Source organism: Brumimicrobium oceani (genome assembly GCF_003143775.1).
GTDB lineage: Bacteria > Bacteroidota > Bacteroidia > Flavobacteriales_D > Crocinitomicaceae > Brumimicrobium > Brumimicrobium oceani.
Map to the genome: position 1 here is coordinate 117778 of NZ_QFRJ01000003.1, position 15290 is coordinate 133067.

Sequence of the window (15290 nt, forward strand, 5' to 3'; positions counted from 1 at the left end):
CCATTTCCAATCTTTGTGAACTTTACGTGTTCTTTGCGAACTTAGCGGTTATAATCATGTAGCATATACTACTCCTCGTAACGTTTCAAAAGCACTGCTGCAATATGTCCGCCAAATCCGAAAGTATTACTTAAAGCGTAATCTACTTTGGCAGGTACACCTTTACCAACAGGGAAGTTGTAGCTATTTTTACAAGCTTCTTCAAAATTTTCCACATTAATAGTTGGAGCGACCATTTGGTGTTTGATGGATTGTGCACATAGAATAGTTTCTATGGCCCCAGCAGCACCTAACAAGTGACCTGTCATGGACTTTGTACCACTTACCAATAAAGAATTTCTTTTCTCAAAAACTGCATCCAAGGCTTTAATCTCACTTACATCTCCATTTGGAGTTGAAGTTGCATGCATGTTGACATAATCCACTTTATCAGCAGTGATTTCCGCCTCTTCTAGGGCTAAATTCATTCCTCTAATTGCACCTTCTCCTTCAGGATGTGTTCCTGTTAAATGATAAGCATCGGCAGCCATTCCACCGCCTACAATTTCAGCTATTATGGTTGCACCACGCTTCTTAGCATGCTCTAATTCCTCTACAACTAATGCTCCAGCACCTTCTCCCATTACGAAACCATCTCGGTTTACATCAAAAGGACGAGAAGCAGTTGCATGGTCATCATTTTTTGTAGATAAAGCTTTTAAAGAACCAAAACCGCCTATGGTCGCCGCTCCAATTGGAGATTCTGAACCACCAGAAACAATCATATCTGCTTTGTTCCAACGCACATAGTTAAAGGCCTCAATAATCGCAGTTGTAGAAGTTGCACAGGCCGAAACTGGTGCGAAGTTTATGCCTTTTAGTCCATATTTCATTGAAATAACACCTGCAGCAATATCGACTAATATTCTTGGGATGAAGTAAGGATTGAAACGAGGCGTTCCATCTCCATCATGATACTCTTTCAACTGATTTTCAAAAGTTTGGATTCCTCCGTTTCCAGATCCCCAAATCACACCTACTCTATTCAAATCAATATTTTCGAAATCAATTTTGGCTTGTTTAATCGCTTCGTCTACAGCCACCAACGCGTATTGCGTAAACATATCGTACTTCTTACGCTCTTTCCTATCTAAATGATCCTCTGCCTTAAAGTCTTTCAACTCACAAGCAAATTGTGTTTTAAATTTAGAGGCATCAAAAGTTTTAATTGGAGCTGCTCCGCTCGTTCCAGCAATTGCATTTTCCCAAAAAGCATCCACTGAATTTCCAATTGGAGTAAGGGCTCCCATCCCTGTGATTACAACTCTACGCATATTATTTTGTTTTTTATTGCGGGGCGAATATAAGAAATAATACAGTAAGGAGTAGCGAGTATCAAGTCGGGATTTGAAAACACTCAGTATTGAAAAATTAATAAACAAGCTTTATGAAGCCCCCAAAAAAAATTGTAAATTAGTGAGATTAATATGAAATCAAAACTATTATGAAGCCATTAAAACTCATTCTATCAATATCGCTAAGCATATTATTATTGGCATGCAACAAAAAAGATATTGAGAAAAAAAGTAGCAGTAGTGCCAAAAACAACTGTTTTCTCAACTCTAACCTTCCTTCAATGGGAAATATATTATCACAAAATCAACAAAATGAATACTTTGAAATATGGAAGTCTCTCGTGATGAATAAAAGCGCTATGTCGGAATCATATTTTGATGCACATATAGTTGATTACAAAATTTCATCAATAGCTTGGAATGCCGGTGTTTCATTTAGAATCGATTATCAATTAAAAATCGATTGGATGACTATTAATTGCCAGGATGAGTTTCTAGTAACAATGAATTCTTCGTACGAAGCGTTTGAACACCTAAACATACCTAGAGATGTAAATTTTGATGAAAGCCAAATTGATTTTAACATTAATAATATGGTTCATTCCGAAATTAGTTCATATAATTTGTTAGACCAATTAAAATACAACAATTGTGATGAATTGAAAACAGCCATTAAAGACTCTACGGGGTACCAAGTTGCAGTGCCCGATCGCGCAACATATTATGTTCCTGGTAAATTACCAAGAGAAGATGGAGATCCTTATGTTTTAATTATTGGTACAATTAACAACCAAGAAAACAAATGCCTAAAGGGACACATAAACTTAAACACCGGAGAGTGGGAGGCTTGGGAAGATGTTTGCGTGCAATAACAGCATTTGAATATTAGCTATTACTTCTTACAACATCCATCCAAACTATTGTAGGCTTCCTCAGTTGGTTCAACATCATTGGCTTTAAAACCTGAAAGGGCAATTGCTTTTTCAATTTCTTCTAAATTCGTCTTTTTTGAATTGTAAGTAACCGTAATTGTGTTTGTTTCTGCATCGATTTTCACCTTTCTCACTCCTTTGGTATTTTGATCTACCCTAAGGAATATATTTCGATCACATGATTCACATTCAGAACAATGGTCACAGAAAATTTCAGTTTCAATTACTGTAGTTTTAATTTTTCCTTCTTGACTTTATGCAAAGTGGATTGAGCCAAGAAATAACAATGTTAAAAGCAGATTTTTCATTTATTTAATTTTAATTAATAAGCATTTTTTTCTGTAAACTCGCTTTAGCTTTAAATAGCGTTGAACAGTAAAAAAACAATACAGTTATTGTATCTTTAAACTATTTCATTCAAAAATACTTAATTGCTAATATAAAAAAATGAAACGATTTATCACACTTCACATCAACTTATGCCATAATGACGCATAAAAATTCAAGGAACAGATTTTGACATCCAAAAACCATGAAGACAATCCAAACTCAAAAAGGAAGAACATTAGAAGCTATAATCTATCCATTATTGGTTTTGATTATCATGTGGGTTGTATTTTTAATTGACAGATATTTTCATTTAGATTTATACAAATACGGTGTGAAACCGCAAACCGTAGAAGGTATCAAAGGAATTTTCCTGATGCCTTTTATCCATGGTCAACGCGATTTTTCTCATATCATTAACAATTCAATCCCCACGTTTATGCTACTTGGTGCGTTGATTTACTTTTATAGAGAAATTGCCTTGTACGTTGTACTATTCATTTGGCTGGGTGCCGGATTTTTATTGTGGTATTTAGCTGTTAACACACAATCTTACCACATTGGAATGTCAGGGGTAATTTACGGTTTATTCGGATTTTTATTCATCAGCGGTTTCTTCAAAAAGTATTTACCATTACAAGCCATTTCCTTGGCTGTGGCTTTCGTTTATGGCTCTATGATTTGGGGGATTTTCCCGATGGAACAAGGCGTTTCTTGGGAAGGGCATTTATCCGGTTTCTTGGTTGGTGCTATAGTCGCAGTTGCCTTCCGTAAAAAAGGACCTGTCCCACCAAAATACCGCTATGAAATTGAAAAAGAAATGGGAATAGAGCCACCGGATTTAGAGGGTGAATGGAAAGAACGCAGAAGAATTTGGGAAGAACAACAACTACAAAAACAAGAGGAAATTCAGCAAAGAGTTGAAGCCCTAGAAGCCAAAAAACAATTGCAAGAAAACCCAAAGAATCAATCAACAGAAAACAGTTCAACCGATTCAAAAAACAGTTCTTCAACACAAGGTTTTGGAGTGAATTACCATTTCATTCCCAAGAAAAAGAAGGAGGATTGATACAACAAAAAACACAATTCGAAGATACACCGTTGGACTGTTGGTTAAATCGTCTGTTGTTGTTCTTCAATGACTCAATTAATCGAAGCCCATTTCTGCGAAAGGGATAGTAACGGCATCCTTTGCCCCTTCAGGCAGAGATATAGTGGAAAGTCCGACGCTGACATTTTTTTCTTGTTTAATAAAAATTATTTACTCAAGAAAAAAATGGCTGGGATTCGCCCAAGAAAAAAGCACTAAAATGATTCTACATTTCCAAAACCGGAATATCCTTCACCTTTGTTTTCTCCAAATAATCCAATAGAATCTTTCCACTTTCATCACCATCTGTGAAGACCTCCATTATTGCTGGTCTGTCGTTGTCTTGAATTTCCATAAACACATCGAGTTGACTGTCAATTTCTAACATGGAATTCGCTGCGTAATAATTCACATTAAAAGCTTCTGCAATAGATTTGGCAGAGAAAGAATGTTTGGCTACAAAAAACTCATCACCTTGCGGAGTGCTTTTTGGACCTGGAATAATATTAAATATTCCGCCTCCTCCATTGTTAATCAAAAACACTCGGAAATTTGAAGGCACATGGTGATTCCAAAATGCATTGCTATCATAGAAAAAGCTAATATCGCCGGTGATGAAAGTATGCAATTGTGTATCTCCAGCAATTGCATTTCCGATCGCTGTGCTTGTTGAACCGTCTATCCCACTTGTTCCGCGATTACAGTAGTAACTAATGCTCTTAATAGGATCAAAAAGCTGAGCATAGCGAATAACTGAACTGTTGGATAAATGCAAGCTACTTTGGTCTGGAATAGCATCCAAGATCAAATTAAAAACAGATAAATCTGAATACGGAGCCGTCTCCAAATACATCATGTGATTGCCTTGCGTTAAATAATCTAACTGCTTCCATTGTTCTCCGTATCGTGAAGAGTTTCGATTAAAACCATCTTCTAAAAGGAAATCTAAAAAGGCATTCGCTTGTATTGGAATTGTCTTCGTTAAGGATTGGTAAGTATCCATATACGGAAACTCTTGCCCGATTTTCCAATTGTGTTTTGGCTTGAATTTCCTTAAATAGGTTTTTATCTTCTTGGAAATTACGGCTCCTCCAATGGTAATCAACAAATCGGGCTGATAGAGCGCTGGATTTTCTTCCAAGAAACTCGAGATCGTTCTGTCAATGCAATGAATAAAACCCCTATCCTGAAGATTACTTGTATTCTCCACAACAATGGCAACACTTCTATCATTGGCTAAATTCTTCAATTGTTCATTCAAATATCCGTTTTTGGGCATTTGACCACACAATATTAATTTCCGAGGAGAATTATTCCAGATCTTTGTTAATTCCTCCTTCTGAGTAGAAGATAACTGAGGGTGAAGGTCTAAAACCTCTATCGAAGCTTGTGCATCTTTTGAAGATTCTACATTTTCGATCGTTTTATATAAAGGCTCTGTAAAAGGAAAATTGAAGTGAACAGGTCCTCCTTTTGGAGATTTAGCGGTATTCAATACTTCATCAAGAGACCTATTATTGAACCATCTTTGATCATCAGAGTTTGGATTTTCAAACAAAGCCACCGAAGCACAAATATGATTATGAAAAACATTCTCTTGCCGAATGGTTTGTCCATCTCCTTGGTCTGTCCATTCACTTGGTCTATCTGCAGAAACAACGATTAAAGGAATATTTCTGTAAAAAGCTTCACTCACGGCAGGATAATAATTTAAAAGCGCAGAACCAGAAGTACACATGACAGGAACAGGTGTGTTCGATTGTTCAGCCATTCCCATTGCATAAAAAGCAGCGCTTCTCTCATCTGGAATTACGAAACATTTAAAGCGTTCATCGTTCGCAAAACTAACCACAAGCGGTGCGTTTCTGGACCCAGGAGAAAATACAACATACTTCACTCCATGATTAAAAAACGATTCTACCAACTGTTGTACTCCAGCTTTTTCACTTACTTTTCCCATTTCACTTTTCACTTATTCATTTGTATAGAAATATACTTCGTATGCTAAAACAATTTAGTCTTATAATTTTCTGCCTCTTGCGCACTAATTAACTTCAGTTTTAGCAAGTATTTAATAACATTATCAAAGTCCTCATCAAACTTTTCACCGTCATAATTCCACTCGGTTTCGCTCAACCATTTGGTTACATCGTCTAGCTTTAAACCATACCTCCAGGCAAGGACCTCTGGGGTATTTTCATTTTCTTTTACAGACCTTGCTTTTTTGTTTACTACATCAAGCATTGTTTGCAATTCTTCCTCATACTGCTCTGCTATTTCACTGCGCACTGCCACAACGAAACAAGGCCAAGGCGTAACCACCTCATCAATATAGCGACATTTTTTTTGCTCTGTGTAGGGATGTGTTGTATACTTCTCCCATAAAAACGCTTGCGCTTCGTTGTGCGCCAATGCCCAAAGTCCACCATAAACGTCCCCCACACTGTTGAATCTCAATTTATCAATATTCCACCCTTTCTGATCTGCCAAAACATAAGACATCAAGTGCGAACCAGAACCTTCTCGCGAAATAGCAAAAGTCTTCCCTTCTAATTCATCTGTTTGCTGAATCGATTTATCGTCGAAGGGTACGTGAATTCCCCAATGTAAGGGAGACTTCACATAAACCTGCAGTATCTTCGCATCCAATCCTTGCAAAATAGCTCTTGAGATTCCTTCTGTTAACAAAACAGCTACATCTATGGTTTTGTTTTGTAAACCTTTGATCATTTGTCCTGTTCCTCCGCCCATATCTTCCCAGTGTAAAGCAATGTTTTCCTTTAAGAAATCTCCTTCTTGCATTGCCAACCTCCATGGTAAATTAAAGTGTTCTGGAACTCCTCCTATTTTTAACTTCATTTTATTCTTCATTACCTAAAAATTGTTTTTCGTATAAATTCTTATAAAAACCATCTTTTGCCAAAAGCTCTTGATGACTTCCCCCTTCCATTACACGACCTTGATCTAATACTATTATTTTATCTGCGCGTTGAATTGTTGACAACCTGTGCGCAATTACAATAGATGTTCTTCCCACTGTTAACTGCTCTGTTGCTTTTTGAATTAATTCTTCACTTTCATTGTCTACACTTGAAGTGGCCTCATCCAAAATTAAGATATGTGGGTTAAAAACATAAGCCCGAATGAATGCCAATAATTGCTGTTGCCCAGTAGAGAGCACTCCTCCTCTCTCGCCAATTTCATATTCATAATTGTTTGGCAGTTTCATAATAAATTCATGAGCTCCAACTGCTTTCGCTGCTTCCATTACCTGCGCTTTTGAAATACTCCGATCCCCCAAGGTGATATTGTTCATAATTGTATCAGAGAATAAGAAAACATCTTGTAAAACAATGGAAATGTTCTTTCTTAAATAAGTTAAATCAATATCTCGAATATCGGTTTCTCCAATCGTAATTGTTCCTTTCTGATATTCATAAAAACGAGAAAGTAAATTGACGATGGAAGATTTTCCTGCACCTGTAGCTCCAACAAAAGCCACAGTTTGGTTAGGTTTTATGGTCAAATTAATATCCTTTAAAACCCAATCTTCGTCTTGGTAGGCGAACCAAACTTTATCAAAATGAATGTCTTTCTGAAAATCCAAACTCTTGATCTCCCCGGCATCCTGAATTACTTCGTCTCTATCCAGCGTTTTAAAAACACGTTCTGCACGAACAACTCCCCTCTGCAAGACATTAAATTTATCTGCTAATTGTCGAATTGGCCTATACAACATGTTTACCCACAAAGTGAATTTCACAATTGTACCCGTTGAATCTGCTGAGATTGAAAGTCCACTTGCGATAGACCATGCGCTAAACACAATAAGGAAAGCGATGGATAAAGAAGTTAGAAATTCCACAACAGGAAAAAATATTGAATTGGCCCAAATGGTATCTACATGCGCTTGTCGGTGTCGTGCGTTAATTTTTGCGAAGCGTTCCTTCTCTACTTCCTCACGATTAAACAACTGCAAAATAGACATTCCTGTTAAACGCTCTTGCACAAAAGTATTTAACCTGTTTACCTCAACACTTTCTTTTTGATAAGCCTTTTTCATTGCTTTTGCAAAAATTCGAGTAGCCATTAAAAGCAAAGGAATTGGCAGTAAAACAAAGATTGTTAACATGGAGTTTGACATGAACATCCAAACGATAATGGTGAGCAGCACCAGGATGTCCTTGAACATGTTAATGAGTCCTTGAGAGAATATTTCGGAAATAGCTTCAAGGTCAGAAACAATTCGTGTAACGACAGAACCAATTGGAGTTTGATCAAAGTACTTCATCTTAAAAGACATGACATGCTTAAACAGCTTGATTCTGATGTCCTTAATTACAGATTGCGCAAGAAGGTTAGCGAAGAATGTCGTAAAAAACTGAAATACCGCTTCTAAAACCAACATTCCAATAATAATCATTGTCCATAGCCATAACGCGTCTGCATTTTGATCTTTTTCAATGTATTCATCCACCATATTCCCAATAATACTCGGTCGAAGTGGAGAAACCACCGCTAGACCTAATGTAAAAATAAAGGCTAGAAATAAATATTTCTTATAGGGATTAACGTAAACGAACAAGCGTTTAAGTATATAGAAATCAAATATTGGTTTTTTAGTGTCACCCATACCGCAAAAATAGCCTGTCAGATGAGATTTTCATACTTTTGTGGCATAATTTATCCTAATAACAAAAGATAGCCAATAATTCGAAGATACAATGTAGGGAGGTTTTGTAAAACGTCCTTGCCATTGTTAAAATATGGACAATTTCAAAAATTGAACATGTCAAAAGATAATCATCAATCGAATATACAATGTAGACGATTACTCCCTTTGGTCATGAGATCGCTTCGCTAAGTTTGCAAATCGTCCGTTATCATTGTTAAAAATACAAGCTAATTCAAAAACTAGCATTAACTTTGCACTTTACAATAGTAAGATATGTCAAATAGAAAAGGTGAGATAGAAGATTTAATTTTTGGAGTTCATGCTGTAATTGAAGCAATTGATGCCCGAAAAGAAATCAATAAAATAATGATTCAGCGCGGAATGGATAAAGCGCTTTTTAAAGAATTAAAAGAAGCTTTAGCAAATAAAAAGTATACTTTACAGTTTGTTCCTGCTGAGAAGCTAAACCGCCTAACGCAGAAAAACCACCAAGGAGTAATCGCCTTTATTTCGCCTGTTATCTATCATGAACTGTCTGATGTTTTAGCGGACGTTTTTGAAAGAGGAGATATTCCCAACTTCTTAGTACTCGATAGAATTACAGATGTTAGAAATTTTGGAGCAATTGCAAGAACGGCAGAATGTTCAGGTGTTCATGCCATCATTGTTCCGGACAAAAATTCCGCTTTAATTACCAGCGATTCCATCAAAACTTCTTCTGGTGCTCTACATAAAATCCCCGTTTGCAAAACAAGAAATCTTGAAGAATCTGTGGCTTTTTTAAAGGAGTCAGGATTGCGCATTGTAGCGTGTACAGAAAAAACGCATGATTTAGTTTTTGATGTAACCATGACTGGCCCAACTGCGATTATTATGGGTTCTGAGGAAGACGGAATTTCTGCCGAACTTTTAAAACTAGCTCATCAACGTGCTAAAATTCCATTATTAGGTACTGTTTCTTCCTATAACGTTGGGGTTTCTGCAGGAATTGTATTGTACGAAAAAATGAGACAAATGATTTTGAGTTAAGTCAATTCAAAAATATAATATAGCTAATGACCGAGAATAAAAGTTCTCGGTTTTTTTATGCCCGTAGAATCATTATCCCTGCCATCAATCCAAAACGCTAATTCCTTTACTTTTGTCTTTCATTGAAAGTTAAATCAAGATTAAAAATTAATCAAAAATTCGAAATGATTCAATAAAGTAAAGCACATATGATTTTCTAAGATAAGGCGCTATAAAGCTTAATGAGAGAACCATAAAAAAGACCTTTAAAAATTAAATATTAGTCTATTATTTTTTTGTTCCCGAAAAAGGGCGTACTTTTGTACCCCAATTTTTGAGACAATCAAGATATGATAGACGAAGCACTTTTTGAGCCCAAGACCCTTTACCCGTTCCAACAAAGAACTGTTAACCAAATAATTGAAGAATTAAAGGAGAATGGAACTGATTTTAATTTACTCTTCCAACTACCTACTGGAGGTGGTAAAACTGTGATTTTTTCTGAAATTACTAAAAACTACATCGAGACTTGGAAGAAAAAGGTGTTGATCCTTACCCACCGTATAGAGTTATCGGTACAAACTGCCAAGCAACTTTCTGCAATTGGAGTAAGTAATAAAATTATTAATAGTGAAGTAAAAACACTAGATGATCAAGAAAACTACAATTGCTTTATTGCAATGGTAGAAACTTTAAATAATCGTTTACAGGATGATGAGAATTTTATTAAAGAAATAGGATTAGTAATCGTCGATGAGGCACACTACAATAGCTTTAGAAAAATTTTTCAATATTATTTACAAGCGAATATTTTAGGTGTTACCGCTACTCCTTTAAGCTCAAATAAAGCACTTCCTTTAAATGATCACTACGACAAGTTAAAGGTTGGAGAAAGTATCTCTTCATTAATTGAGGCAGGTTATTTGGCGAATGCTGAAACCTTCACTTACGACGTAAACCTTCATGGATTAAAAATTGGGTCCAATGGTGACTTTACCGTAAGCAGTTCTGAGCAAGTATATGGAAACTATTTCATGCAGGAAAAATTACTTTTTGCCTATGAAGAAGTTGCTGTAAATACAAAAACCTTGATTTTTAATTCGGGGATTGAAACCAGCATCCGGGTTCAGGAGACTTTCCATAAACGAGGATATAAAATTCGTCACTTAGACAGTACTTTTTCAGATAAGGATAGAAAAGACATTTTAAGTTGGTTTAAAACGACTCCTAATGCCATTCTTACTTCTGTAGGAATTTTAACAACAGGTTTCGATGAGCCAACAGTAGAAACAATAATCTTAAATCGTGCTACGCGTTCCTTAACTTTGTATCATCAAATGATTGGGCGTGGTTCAAGAAAATTGCCGAACAAAGATATTTTTAGATTAATTGATTTAGGAAATAATGTACGTCGTTTTGGATTATGGCAAGATTACATCAATTGGGATGATGCCTTTCAATTCCCTGATCGTTTCTTAGAAGCTCGATTATCTGAACAAGAAGACATCATGTTTGAGGCTGCTTACGCTCTTCCAAAGCACGTAAAAGAACGAGTAGACACTGAAATTTTGGATCAATTCAAGATGAAGGAGGTTTATGAAGACTATATAGACCGTGGCGAAAAAGGGAAGTATGCCGTGGATGATTCCTTAGAAAATCATTACCAAGCGATTTTTAGTAAAGCGACAGATTTTTATGATGGCTTAGAAATACAAGAAGCACTTCAAGAGCATATAGAGCACCGTTTAAAACAATACACAAAATGTATTGCGAAAAGCACTCGAAACTATTTCAAGTATTTGATGGAAACATACAACCGTCAATTGCGCCAAAAACTTCGTGCCACGCTTGAAGACGAATAATATAAACATCCTTTCAATACCATATATTTCAATTCTAAATCGCAAAGTAATGGATTGAACATATTTAGCGTACCTTTGCACAAAATTTTTGAAAAGCTATGATTACAGTTAATAATTTAACACTTCAGTTTGGGAAGCGCGTCTTATTTGACGAGGTTAACCTAAAGTTTTCACACGGAAACTGTTACGGGGTTATTGGTGCCAATGGTGCTGGTAAATCTACATTTCTTAAAATATTAACGGGAGATCAGGAACCTACGAAAGGACAAGTTGCACTTGAGCCAGGAAAACGAATGGCTGTTTTAAAGCAAGACCACTTTGAGTTTGATGAATACGAAGTATTACAAACCGTACTTCGTGGTCACCAACGTCTTTTCGAAATCATGGTAGAAAAAGACGCACTTTATGCTAAACCAGACTTTTCTGATGAAGATGGGATGAGGGCATCAGAATTGGAGATTGAATTCGGAGACATGGAAGGTTGGAATGCAGAAACAGATGCTGCAACCATGCTTTCAAATCTTGGAATCGATGAATCCATGCACACCACATTAATGAAAGATATGCCAAATGCATTGAAAGTTCGTGTACTTTTGGCTCAGGCACTTTTCGGAAATCCAGATTTGTTGGTACTCGATGAGCCTACCAATGATTTAGATTTAAAAACTATAGAGTGGCTCGAAGACTTCCTGTTGGACTTTAAAAACACGGTGATTGTGGTATCTCACGACCGTCACTTCCTGGATACTGTGGTTACACACATTTGTGATATAGATTATTCAAAAATCAATCTATTCACAGGAAACTATACTTTCTGGTACAAATCTTCTCAATTGGCGGCAAGACAACGTGCAGACAAAAACAAAAAAGCAGAAGATAAAAAGAAAGAACTTCAAGACTTTATTTCTCGATTCTCTGCTAATGCTTCAAAATCGAAACAAGCAACGAGTAGAAGAAAACTAATCGAAAAATTAGATTTGGATGAAATCCAACCTTCTTCTAGAAAATATCCTGGAATTGTATTTGAACAAGAAAGAGAAGCGGGAGATCAAGTGCTTCATATCAACAATCTATCTTTCGAACAAGATGGCCAAGTACTATTCAAAGACATTAATATAAATGTAGGGAAAGATGATAAAATCGCTTTTATTTCTAAAAACTCTCAAGCGCTAACAGCATTTTTTGAAGTTTTAAACGGAGAAAAAGAACCAAAAACGGGGGATTTCAAATTTGGAACAACAATAACAACAGCTTATTTGCCAAATGAGAACCATAAGTTTTTCCAAAAAGACGAAAGTTTGGTAGATTGGCTTAGAAACTATTCCGTAACAGAGGAAGAACGCGAAGAGGTTTACATTCGTGGATTCTTAGGAAGAATGTTGTTTTCTGGTGAGGAAGCATTGAAGAGTGCAACCGTTCTTTCTGGAGGAGAAAAAGTGAGATGTATGCTTTCAAAATTAATGATGGTGAAAGCCAATCTATTAATGATGGACGAGCCTACAAACCACTTAGATCTAGAGTCAATTACGGCATTGAATAACGGAATGAGTGATTTCCCAGGAATCATTCTCTTCACTTCTCATGACCAGGAATTGGTGCAAACTGTAGCCACAAGAATTATCGAAATCACACCTAATGGAATGATTGATAAATTAGTTCCTTATGACGAATATTTGAAAGATGAGAAAATCGCTCAACTTCAAGAAGAACTTTACGCGTAATTAGTGCTTGGTCGGAAACAGACGATTTTTACAAATTGTATAGATTTTGAGAATTATTTTATTTCTTTAGGAGATGTGCCACATAGAGCCTGCCGAAATGCCGCATCAGCCGACAAGAAAAAAGATGAAATAAATTCAAAAGATTCAATTTTAAATTTGCTGTGTTTCCGTCCAAGCAAATAGTGAAAGAATCTTTTGTTCTTTCCAAATCAACTCATTCGTGTAATATGATATTCAAAGGCTCCGACAAGTATGTTGGAGCCTTTGAACTTTAAATTAGAAATTAATGGACTAAAATGGGAATAGATAATTATTTTGCTTTTATTTTAACAGGCTTGTTTTTGGTTATGACCCCAGGAATGGACACTCTGTTGGTACTCAATAAATCCATTGTTCAAGGAAAGAAAGCGGGCATTTTTGCAACCTTGGGAATAAGCACTGGAATTCTATTTCACACCTTTTTAGGCGCTGTTGGGTTATCGATGCTCATCGCTAACTCTCCAACTGCATTCAGTATCATTAAATATTTAGGTGCGGCATACATTATCTATTTAGGAATAATGAAGTTTCAGGAGCAGAAACAAGAAATAAAAATAGGGAAAGAAATAAAGCCTAAATCACAAAATGATTTTTTAACAGGCCTTCTTACTAATATTCTAAACCCAAAAGTGGCCATCCTCTTTTTAGCACTATTCCCACAGTTTATCAATCCTGACCATTTAGACAGCCCTACACCCTTTATTTTATTGGGAACAACCATGACTGCAATAGCCACAACATGGTTTCTTTCATTGAGCTTTTTTTCAAACTATTTTGCTCAAAGATTTAAAAACTCCAACCATTCTAAACTTTCACTAAAGAAAATTAGCGGCGTTGTTTTTATTATCATGGGACTATTAGTTGCGTTCTCGAATTAGGATGAATTAATGCTTTTTATTTCTTCCCTTATATCTTCTCATAATTAAACGGTTTCCTTTATCATAGGTAAAGTAACTCCAAATCCAGTTGATTCCTACAAAAAGTTTATTCTTGAATCCACTGATAGACATGAGGTGAACAACAGACCATAAAATCCATGCGAAATAGCCACCAAATTTAAATCGTCCAATATCTGCAACTGCTTTTCTTTTCCCTACAGTGGCCAAAGACCCCTTATCATTGTACTCAAACTTTTTTAAGCTTTCTCCTCCAATCTGACGTAAAAGGTTCTTAGCCAATAAATCTCCTTGTTGGATCGCTGTTTGAGCTACCATAGGATGTCCGTAAGGAAACTCTTCCGAAATCATTGCAGAAATATCTCCAATAGCATATACATTTGTGCAGCCTTTAACTTCCGAGTACTCATTCACTAATAAACGATTTCCTTTCGCAAAACACTCTTCATTTATTCCTTCAGGAATATTACCCTTCACTCCCGCTGTCCAAATTACACTTTTGGCAGTAAAACCCTCTCCATTAAATGTTTGGATTTTATGTCCATCATATGAGGTTACTCGGGTATCCAAGTGCACCTTTACGCCCATTTCCTTCAAATACCTTAAGGACATTTCCGAGGATTTTTCAGACATCCCCTTCAGTAACCGATCATTTGACTCTATCAAATAGATAGACATCATAGAAACATCTAAGTCAGGATAGTCCTTTGGTAAAATGTACTTTTTAAATTCCGCAATTGCACCCACTGTTTCCACTCCTGCCGGCCCACCACCAATAACAGCAAAATTGGTAAGCGCATCTCTCGTTTCATCATCTGTAGTGACAACAGCCTTTTCAAATCGTTGCAAAATTAAACTGCGTATATCGAGTGCCTCTTGAATTGTTTTCATTCCAAGGCTATTTTTTTGAACATCTTCCAAGCCAAAGAAATTTGTTGTGCTCCCAGTGGCCACCACGAGATAATTGTAATGAACATGTCCAATATCCGTCAGTACTTGTCTATTTTCAGTATCAATTTTCATAACTTCTGCCATTCTAAAAAATACATTTTTGTAATTTTTAAACTGCTTTCTGAACGGAAAAGCAATACTGTCTGGCACAATTCCACTTGTAGCTACTTGGTAGAGCAAAGGTTGAAATTGGTGAAAGTTGTTCTTATCAATCACAACCACCTGAAACGCCTTGTTTTTCAATTTTTTCACAAATGACAGTCCAGCAAAACCTCCTCCAATAACTACAATTCTGGGTAAACCATTCTCTGGTAAACGAATTGTATTGGTCACTTTCTTCCCTTCCATCTTAATGCTATTTATAAAAATTATACTGGAAATAAAATTACTCATTTCAACAACGGAATACAATCGAATGGTGTTAAAATAGTATGAATTCAAAAGCTTGCAAACGA

12 protein-coding genes are annotated in these 15290 nt (G+C 36.2%); 6 read left to right on the forward strand and 6 right to left on the reverse strand.

Annotated features, from left to right (window positions below; genetic code table 11):
• Positions 1–68 precede the first annotated feature (68 nt).
• Positions 69–1313 carry a beta-ketoacyl-ACP synthase II gene (gene fabF / locus DIT68_RS05815; RefSeq protein ID WP_109358880.1) on the reverse strand — a complete coding sequence of 415 codons (1245 nt, stop codon included), beginning with the start codon at positions 1311–1313 and terminating at the stop codon, positions 69–71.
• Between the two features lie 302 nt (positions 1314–1615).
• Between fabF and DIT68_RS05820 the strand changes: the two genes are divergently transcribed.
• Positions 1616–2206: a hypothetical protein gene (locus tag DIT68_RS05820; RefSeq protein ID WP_109358881.1), complete on the forward strand. Its 591-nt coding sequence runs from the start codon at positions 1616–1618 to the stop codon at positions 2204–2206.
• A 20-nt stretch (positions 2207–2226) separates the two neighbouring features.
• Here DIT68_RS05820 and DIT68_RS16295 read toward each other — a convergent pair whose 3' ends face one another.
• The gene (locus DIT68_RS16295) at positions 2227–2400 is read right to left on the reverse strand and encodes a hypothetical protein (protein WP_158276117.1); all 174 of its coding nucleotides are present in this window, start codon (positions 2398–2400) and stop codon (positions 2227–2229) included.
• Between the two features lie 398 nt (positions 2401–2798).
• Here DIT68_RS16295 and DIT68_RS05830 point away from each other — a divergent pair, with 398 nt between their 5' ends.
• Positions 2799–3662, forward strand: a complete 864-nt coding sequence (locus DIT68_RS05830; protein ID WP_109358883.1) for a rhomboid family intramembrane serine protease — start codon at positions 2799–2801, stop codon at positions 3660–3662.
• Between the two features lie 247 nt (positions 3663–3909).
• Here DIT68_RS05830 and menD read toward each other — a convergent pair whose 3' ends face one another.
• The 3 genes from menD to DIT68_RS05845 are packed head-to-tail and all read right to left on the reverse strand — an operon-like array spanning position 3910 to position 8316.
• Positions 3910–5643, reverse strand: coding sequence for a 2-succinyl-5-enolpyruvyl-6-hydroxy-3-cyclohexene-1-carboxylic-acid synthase (gene menD, locus DIT68_RS05835; RefSeq protein ID WP_146194136.1), 1734 nt, complete (start codon positions 5641–5643; stop codon positions 3910–3912).
• 44 nt (positions 5644–5687) lie between these two features.
• Positions 5688–6542, reverse strand: coding sequence for a substrate-binding domain-containing protein (locus DIT68_RS05840; RefSeq protein WP_158276118.1), 855 nt, complete (start codon positions 6540–6542; stop codon positions 5688–5690).
• 1 nt (position 6543) lies between these two features.
• Positions 6544–8316, reverse strand: coding sequence for an ABC transporter ATP-binding protein (locus DIT68_RS05845; RefSeq protein ID WP_109358886.1), 1773 nt, complete (start codon positions 8314–8316; stop codon positions 6544–6546).
• A 315-nt stretch (positions 8317–8631) separates the two neighbouring features.
• Between DIT68_RS05845 and rlmB the strand changes: the two genes are divergently transcribed.
• The 4 genes from rlmB (at position 8632) to DIT68_RS05865 (ending at position 13866) form a co-directional block, all read left to right on the forward strand.
• The gene (rlmB, locus tag DIT68_RS05850) at positions 8632–9387 is read left to right on the forward strand and encodes a 23S rRNA (guanosine(2251)-2'-O)-methyltransferase RlmB (protein ID WP_109358887.1); all 756 of its coding nucleotides are present in this window, start codon (positions 8632–8634) and stop codon (positions 9385–9387) included.
• A gap of 329 nt (positions 9388–9716) precedes the next feature.
• Positions 9717–11228: a DEAD/DEAH box helicase gene (locus DIT68_RS05855; RefSeq protein ID WP_109358888.1), complete on the forward strand. Its 1512-nt coding sequence runs from the start codon at positions 9717–9719 to the stop codon at positions 11226–11228.
• 98 nt (positions 11229–11326) lie between these two features.
• Positions 11327–12949, forward strand: a complete 1623-nt coding sequence (locus DIT68_RS05860) for an ABC-F family ATP-binding cassette domain-containing protein (protein ID WP_109358889.1) — start codon at positions 11327–11329, stop codon at positions 12947–12949.
• A 296-nt stretch (positions 12950–13245) separates the two neighbouring features.
• A complete protein-coding gene (locus DIT68_RS05865; RefSeq protein WP_109358890.1) occupies positions 13246–13866 on the forward strand; it encodes a LysE family translocator in 621 nt (206 codons plus the stop codon).
• Positions 13867–13872: 6 nt separating this feature from the next.
• Here DIT68_RS05865 and DIT68_RS05870 read toward each other — a convergent pair whose 3' ends face one another.
• Entirely contained in the window at positions 13873–15183 is a 1311-nt protein-coding gene (locus DIT68_RS05870) for an NAD(P)/FAD-dependent oxidoreductase (protein ID WP_233244167.1), read from the reverse strand.
• Positions 15184–15290 lie beyond the last annotated feature (107 nt).

Excerpts from the sequence above, each read along its gene's own strand:
- DIT68_RS05860 (WP_109358889.1), top strand. The coding sequence starts at position 11,327 with ATGATTACAGTTAATAATTTAACACTTCAGTTTGGGAAGCGCGTCTTA.
- DIT68_RS05865 (WP_109358890.1), top strand. The coding sequence starts at position 13,246 with ATGGGAATAGATAATTATTTTGCTTTTATTTTAACAGGCTTGTTTTTG.
- menD (WP_146194136.1), bottom strand. The coding sequence starts at position 5,643 with ATGGGAAAAGTAAGTGAAAAAGCTGGAGTACAACAGTTGGTAGAATCG.
- DIT68_RS05870 (WP_233244167.1), bottom strand. The coding sequence starts at position 15,183 with ATGGAAGGGAAGAAAGTGACCAATACAATTCGTTTACCAGAGAATGGT.
- rlmB (WP_109358887.1), top strand. The coding sequence starts at position 8,632 with ATGTCAAATAGAAAAGGTGAGATAGAAGATTTAATTTTTGGAGTTCAT.
- DIT68_RS05830 (WP_109358883.1), top strand. The coding sequence starts at position 2,799 with ATGAAGACAATCCAAACTCAAAAAGGAAGAACATTAGAAGCTATAATC.
- DIT68_RS05820 (WP_109358881.1), top strand. The coding sequence starts at position 1,616 with ATGGGAAATATATTATCACAAAATCAACAAAATGAATACTTTGAAATA.
- DIT68_RS05845 (WP_109358886.1), bottom strand. The coding sequence starts at position 8,316 with ATGGGTGACACTAAAAAACCAATATTTGATTTCTATATACTTAAACGC.
- DIT68_RS05840 (WP_158276118.1), bottom strand. The coding sequence starts at position 6,542 with ATGAAGTTAAAAATAGGAGGAGTTCCAGAACACTTTAATTTACCATGG.
- fabF (WP_109358880.1), bottom strand. The coding sequence starts at position 1,313 with ATGCGTAGAGTTGTAATCACAGGGATGGGAGCCCTTACTCCAATTGGA.
- DIT68_RS05855 (WP_109358888.1), top strand. The coding sequence starts at position 9,717 with ATGATAGACGAAGCACTTTTTGAGCCCAAGACCCTTTACCCGTTCCAA.